The 5,575-nt window shown below is 66.3% G+C and carries 7 protein-coding genes; 4 read left to right on the plus strand and 3 right to left on the minus strand.

Annotated elements, in window-relative coordinates:
• Window positions 1-90: 90 nt before the first annotated feature.
• The 3 genes from ASE31_RS31870 to ASE31_RS23275 all read right to left on the minus strand — a co-directional run bounded on the left by ASE31_RS31870 (window position 91) and on the right by ASE31_RS23275 (window position 2,034).
• Window positions 91-456 (minus strand): hypothetical protein, encoded by a 366-nt coding sequence (locus tag ASE31_RS31870; protein WP_157412619.1) that lies wholly within the window; start codon window positions 454-456, stop codon window positions 91-93.
• Window positions 457-765: 309 nt separating this feature from the next.
• Complete coding sequence (locus ASE31_RS23270) at window positions 766-948, minus strand: hypothetical protein (protein WP_057204189.1); 183 nt, start codon at window positions 946-948, stop codon at window positions 766-768.
• Between the two features lie 99 nt (window positions 949-1,047).
• Window positions 1,048-2,034 carry a LysR family transcriptional regulator gene (locus tag ASE31_RS23275; protein WP_057204190.1) on the minus strand — a complete coding sequence of 329 codons (987 nt, stop codon included), beginning with the start codon at window positions 2,032-2,034 and terminating at the stop codon, window positions 1,048-1,050.
• A gap of 86 nt (window positions 2,035-2,120) precedes the next feature.
• Here ASE31_RS23275 and ASE31_RS23280 point away from each other — a divergent pair, with 86 nt between their 5' ends.
• The 4 genes from ASE31_RS23280 to ASE31_RS23295 all read left to right on the plus strand — a co-directional run bounded on the left by ASE31_RS23280 (window position 2,121) and on the right by ASE31_RS23295 (window position 5,440).
• Window positions 2,121-3,152: an NADP-dependent oxidoreductase gene (locus ASE31_RS23280; RefSeq protein WP_057204191.1), complete on the plus strand. Its 1,032-nt coding sequence runs from the start codon at window positions 2,121-2,123 to the stop codon at window positions 3,150-3,152.
• Window positions 3,153-3,396: 244 nt separating this feature from the next.
• Window positions 3,397-4,587 (plus strand): TCR/Tet family MFS transporter, encoded by a 1,191-nt coding sequence (locus ASE31_RS23285; RefSeq protein ID WP_057204192.1) that lies wholly within the window; start codon window positions 3,397-3,399, stop codon window positions 4,585-4,587.
• Between the two features lie 91 nt (window positions 4,588-4,678).
• The gene (locus tag ASE31_RS23290; RefSeq protein WP_157412620.1) at window positions 4,679-5,218 is read left to right on the plus strand and encodes a hypothetical protein; all 540 of its coding nucleotides are present in this window, start codon (window positions 4,679-4,681) and stop codon (window positions 5,216-5,218) included.
• Between the two features lie 6 nt (window positions 5,219-5,224).
• A complete protein-coding gene (locus tag ASE31_RS23295) occupies window positions 5,225-5,440 on the plus strand; it encodes a hypothetical protein (RefSeq protein WP_057204194.1) in 216 nt (71 codons plus the stop codon).
• The last annotated feature ends 135 nt before the right edge of the window (window positions 5,441-5,575 follow it).

The following is a 5,575-nucleotide window of genomic DNA, read 5'->3' on the forward strand; positions in this document are numbered from 1 at the left end:
TCGGGTGCCGCTATTTTAGTTTTGGGCAGCGGTTTAGGGTTGGGTTTTCACACAGCCTCGGCCCAAAGCTGACGTGGCTGTACGCCCTCGCTAGTCGATGGACCACCACATCTCTAGAGCAAAGTAACGATTGTCAGAGTTCAGAATCATGTAAATATTGGCGGTCATGTCGGTGCCCGCATCATCAAATGCGAAAAGGAAATCATCGACTTTTAGATCATTCTTCAACGCATTCACCAGTCTGGTTGCGTCAGCAATGGACTCCGCCGTCACTGGCTTCAAATCACTCGCTTGACCACTTCGAGCGCATTGGAGCCAGTAGCCAAGTAGCTCTAAATCCATGCCGCCTGCTGGCAGTCCTCGTCGAGGGTCGTTAAACCGGAAGTGACCCTGATTTGCTGCCTCGATGAATGTCCACAACGTGCCTCCATTTGAGTACGCCTCCTGTGAGGTCACGAAGAGTTCATCAAGAAACCTCAAGGTATTCGCTGAGAGCATTGGACATCAAACTCGATTGGGGGAATGTCGGCTATTGGCTGATAGCGGCAGTCTAGCCGCTCGCGCCTGTGCCCTGTATCACCCAAGAAGGCGACTCAGCGAAGCGGAGCAGGTACTGCCAGCGACCTGGGAATGTCGGCGAGAGCCGATCTGTGTGTCCAGTTAACTAACGCCGTTCCCGTCGTCCAACGCATGTCGCCCCACTGTCCGGCAACGACCGAACAGGCAACAGGTGCGGGGCTTGCCTGCAGTCACCGCACCAGGCTGCTATGCGGACACCAGATTCAAGCGGTAGCGTGCGGTGGCCAGCGACATTTTCAGTGCAGCAGCCCGGTGGCTATCAGGCGCACCACCCTGGGCCAGCCGGGTGGCCTCTGTCTGCCATTCCTCCAGAGCCTTGGCCCAGGTGGCAAGGGCGGTGTTTCGCGGCAGGGAGGGGGAGGGGACCATGGTCCATAGTGTCAGAGTAGGCCCGGGGGTGATCTAGCCCATTTGGGTGACTGCAGTTGAAGCCGCAGTATGCGATGCCGTACGAGACCGGCCAAACGGTCATTTTTTCGTACCTGTGGTCGGCGGGATGTGCTTTGGCCTCAAGGCTGCATTCGCAATCACCGCATCCCACGGTGCGGGCGACGGAAACAGCTCCTCCAGAAACCCTATGAACGCCTTGACGCTCGGACTCGCGCGCCGGCTCTCGGGCCAGACGGCGGTGATGGTCGGCATGTGGGCCGCAAACTCGGTCAGCACCGGCACCAGCAGGCCGCGCTCGACATACGGCGCGGCGATGAACGATGCCGACATGCCGATGCCGCCACCGGCGGCGATGACCTCCACCACCGCGTCGCTCACGTCCACCACGATGGCTGCATCGGGCGTGAACTCCACCGTGCGGCTGCCGGCCTTGAACACCCAGCGCATCAGCTGGCCCGACGCCTGGTAGCGAAAGTTCACGCAATCGTGGTGTTGGAGGTCCTCGGGCCGTTGGGGCGTGCCCCGCGCTGCCAGGTAGGTGGGTGAGGCGAAGGCGCTGACTTTGGCCGAGGTGAGGCCGCGCGATAGCAGGTTGGAGTCGGGCAGATCGCCGATGCGGATGGCTACGTCGATGCCTTCCTCCACCAGGTTCACGAAGCGGTCGCCCAGCCGCAGGTCCACCTGCACCTTGGGGTAGCGGCGGCGAAACTCGGGCAGGGCGGGCGCGAGCAAGCGCGTGCCGATGGGCAGCGGCGCCGCCACCTTGATGGTGCCGGACGGCTCGGCCCGCACGGCGGCGGCGGACTGCACCACATCCTCGGCCGCGCGCAGCAGGTGCAGGGCGCGCTCGTGCAGCTCGCGGCCCTCGGGCGTGAGCACCAGGGATCGGGTGGTGCGCGTGAACAGGCGCAGGCCCAACTGCTGCTCCAGCCGCTGGATGGTCTTGCTCACGGCCGATGGCGACACCGACAGCGAGCGCGCCGCCGCGGTGAAGCTGCCGTGCGACGCCGCGCGGGCAAACGCGACGATGCCGGTCAGGCGCTCCAGGCTGATTGATTCCGTCATGGCATGAAACAAGTGAGTTGTGGAGGGATTATCAAACAGACGGTGAAGATCGACACTGCGGTTTTGACGAATCCCAGGAGATCACGATGACAACCGCTACGACAACCACGACGACGATGATGAAAGCCATCCGCCTGCACGCCTTCGGCGGCCCCGAGGTGCTGCGCTACGAGGATGCGCCGGTGCCTGCGCTCAAGCCCGGCGAGGTGCTGGTGCGCGTGCACGCAGTGGGCATCAACCCGCCCGACTGGTACCTGCGCGAGGGCTACCGCATGCTGCCGCCCGCGTGGCAACCGCCGATCGCGATGCCCGCCATCCCGGGATCGGACGTCTCGGGCGTGGTCGAGGCCGTGGCGCCGGGCGTGCAAGGCCTGGCCGTGGGCGACGAGGTGTTCGGCATGGTGCGCTTTCCCAGCTATGGCGACAGCGCGGCCTATGCCGAATACGTGACCGCACCCGCATCGGACCTGGCACACAAGCCAGCCGGCATCAGCCACGTGCAGGCAGCTGCTGCACCCATGGCCTTGCTCACGGCGTGGCAGTTCCTCATCGAGCTGGGCCACGACCACCCGAACCCTTTGCAGCCGCAGATGCACCGGCCGGTGCCCGTCGAGGGCAAGACGGTGCTCATCAACGGCGCGGCGGGCGGGGTGGGGCACTTTGCGGTGCAGTTGGCGAAGGTCAAGGGCGCGCACGTGATCGCCGTGGCGTCGGGCGCGCACGAGGCATTTCTGCGGGGCCTGGGCGCCGACGAATTCATCGACTACACCCAGGGCGCGCCCGAAGCGGTGGCGCGCGGGGTGGACCTGGTGCTCGACACCCTGGGCGGCCCCACCACCGGCCGGTTTCTGCAGGCGCTCAAGCCGGGTGGCGTGCTGTACCCCGTGTTCCCCCTGGGCTACACCGGCGCCGACGAGGCCGCGCAGCGGGGCTTCACGGTGTCGGCAACGCAGGTGAGGTCCAGCGGCGCCCAGCTCGTGCAACTGGCGGGCTTGCTCGGCGCGGGCACGGTGCGCGTGGCCATCGACAGCACCTTTGCGCTGGCCGATGCGCGCAGCGCACACGAGCGGGCGGCGCGCGGGCACATTCGCGGAAAGATCGTGCTCACGGTGAGATAGGGGGGGCGGGGCGTCGAGGTAGCAGCGCGGGCGTGCGATACTGCGCACTCGAACACCGCGAGAAACGGCCGTTTGTTGCATTCGCCCGTCCATCTGGACACCGAAACCGCAATTGGCCGCGCACACGCCGCCACCCCCGCACGGGGTGACCCCGGCCAGCGTTTCCCCCGACACCCGTCGGACCCTGCTGCGAGCAGCTGCGCCCTTGGCGCAGCCATGCCTGCACGGACTGGAGCGCCCCTGCATGAACCGATCCCTTCTCGTCATCTACCTTTGCGTTGCGCTCGATGCCATGGGCATCGGCCTCGTGTTTCCCATCCTTCCGGCGCTGGTCGGCGAAGTCACTGGCGCCGGCAATGTCGCGCCGTTCATCGGGATCATGGCCGCACTGTATGCAACCATGCAACTGGTGTTCGCGCCGGTGCTGGGCGCGCTGAGCGACCGGCTGGGCCGGCGGCCCGTACTGCTGCTGTCCCTGGCCGGCGCCAGCGTCAACTACCTGCTGCTGGCGTGCGCGCCCAGCCTGTGGCTGTTGCTGCTGGGGCGCGCCATCGCGGGGCTGACAAGCGCCAACATGTCGGTGGCGACGGCCTACATCACCGATGTCACGCCCGAGGCGCAGCGCGCGCGGCGCTTCGGGCTCTTCAACGCCATGTTCGGCGCGGGCTTCATCATCGGGCCGGTGCTGGGCGGCGTGCTCGGCGACCACTGGGTGCGCTTGCCCTTCATCGCAGCGGCGGTGCTCACGGGGGCCAACTTCGTGCTCGCATGCACATCGTTGCCCGAATCGCGCAAGGGCAGCGGCGAGGGCATCGGCCTGGCGGCGCTGAACCCGCTGCGGCCCCTGGCATGGGTGCTTTCTGAAAAGCGCCTGCGGCCCATCGTGCTGACCTTCTTCATCCTCAGCGCGACCGGCGAGGCCTATGGCATCTGCTGGGCGCTGTGGGGTGCCGACGCGTTCCAGTGGAATGGCCTGTGGATCGGACTGTCGCTGGGCGCCTTCGGCGTGTGCCAGACCCTGGTGCAGGCGTTGGCTCCCGGGCCGGCCAGCCGCTGGCTGGGTGAGAGGGGCGCTGTGCTGGCGGGCATTGCCTGCGCCTGCCTGGCCCTGGTGGCGATGGCCTTCATACGCCAGGGCTGGATGGTGTTCGTAGCCATGCCGGTCTTTGCGCTGGGCAGCTTCGGCACGCCGGCGCTGCAGGCGCTGGCCAGCCGCCAGGTGGGTGCCGACCTGCAGGGGCAGTTCCAGGGCATGCTGGCTTCGGCCGTCAGCCTGGCGTCCATCATCGCGCCGCTGGGCTTCTCGGCGTTCTACTATGCCGTGCGGTCGGACTGGCCCGGCGCCATATGGCTGCTGGTGGTGGCGGTGTACGCCATGGCCGTGCCGCTGGTGGCGCTGGGGACCCGGCGCCCCAGCATACCGGGCAGGGCGTAGCAGATTCGCCATGGTTTTCGAGTATCGGGATTCCGACAAGCCAAACTTTTATCTTGGTGCCTGGGCCGTGCCTGAGGGCAGAATGGGGTACATGACACGCACCCCGGACATTGACCTTACCGATCAGGAACACGCATGGCTGGGCCAGATCGACTTCAGCCGCAGGCATGACGACGCCACGGTACGGTCGCTTGAGCCCATGGCAGCGCTGTACCAGTCGCTGCTGGCGCGCGGTGGCATTCCTGTGGAGCGCATGCGCTACTACACGGTGCCGGACCGCTACCCTGGGGGGCAGGGGCGCTCGCGCGAGGCCTGGTACGAGGCCAATGGCGCCCCTGCCAATGGGGCGCACCTGGAGGCCAGCTTTCTGCCCCGGCTCGAATACTACGTCTTCGGGCCGAACCTGCCGGCCGACATCGTTGCGGCCTTCAGGCAGGCGGCCCTGTCGGATGGCCGGCTCTCCAGCTGGGAGATCGAGCGGCTCAAGCCCGGCGCCATGCAGGTGGTGCGGGCGCTGCCGCAGGAGATTTCAGTGTCTGCTGAAGAATTTTTGAAGCTGGCCTTCGAGTGCGGCGCGCAGCCGACGGCGGCGGCGTCGCTGTGGGAGTCGTTGTGCAAGGCGCGGCGCTAAAGCCCCATGGCCCCCAACGCTGATGCGGCGCCCGGAGACAGCGGGCAACTCGAAATCGAAGGGCACACGGGCACCTGGCAGGTGAAGGACGGCACCCTCACCGTCACCTGCCTGACCATGGGCATTGCGCCAAAAAGCGCCAAGGTGCAGGACAACGCGGACTTTCTGGCGCGGCTGCTCATGCAGGAAATGCACCGCGAATGGAAGCTGACGCGGCCTTAGAGCGGCTAACAAAACTCTTCTGGCGTCGTTGCTGCGCCTTGTCGTACTAACGTACTGCCTGCGGCGCAGCGCCTAGGAGCGTGCGCGGCAGAAGGAGCATCGGCTGCAACGCCCGACAAACCGGTCTCGCCGGGT

The organism is Acidovorax sp. Root217, assembly GCF_001428645.1.
In the GTDB taxonomy this organism is placed as follows: Bacteria; Pseudomonadota; Gammaproteobacteria; order Burkholderiales; family Burkholderiaceae_C; genus Acidovorax.

Coding starts and splice junctions, on each gene's coding strand:
- ASE31_RS23280 (WP_057204191.1), top strand. CDS start 2,121: ATGACAACCGCTACGACAACCACGACGACGATGATGAAAGCCATCCGC.
- ASE31_RS23290 (WP_157412620.1), top strand. CDS start 4,679: ATGACACGCACCCCGGACATTGACCTTACCGATCAGGAACACGCATGG.
- ASE31_RS23270 (WP_057204189.1), bottom strand. CDS start 948: ATGGTCCCCTCCCCCTCCCTGCCGCGAAACACCGCCCTTGCCACCTGG.
- ASE31_RS23295 (WP_057204194.1), top strand. CDS start 5,225: ATGGCCCCCAACGCTGATGCGGCGCCCGGAGACAGCGGGCAACTCGAA.
- ASE31_RS23285 (WP_057204192.1), top strand. CDS start 3,397: ATGAACCGATCCCTTCTCGTCATCTACCTTTGCGTTGCGCTCGATGCC.
- ASE31_RS23275 (WP_057204190.1), bottom strand. CDS start 2,034: ATGACGGAATCAATCAGCCTGGAGCGCCTGACCGGCATCGTCGCGTTT.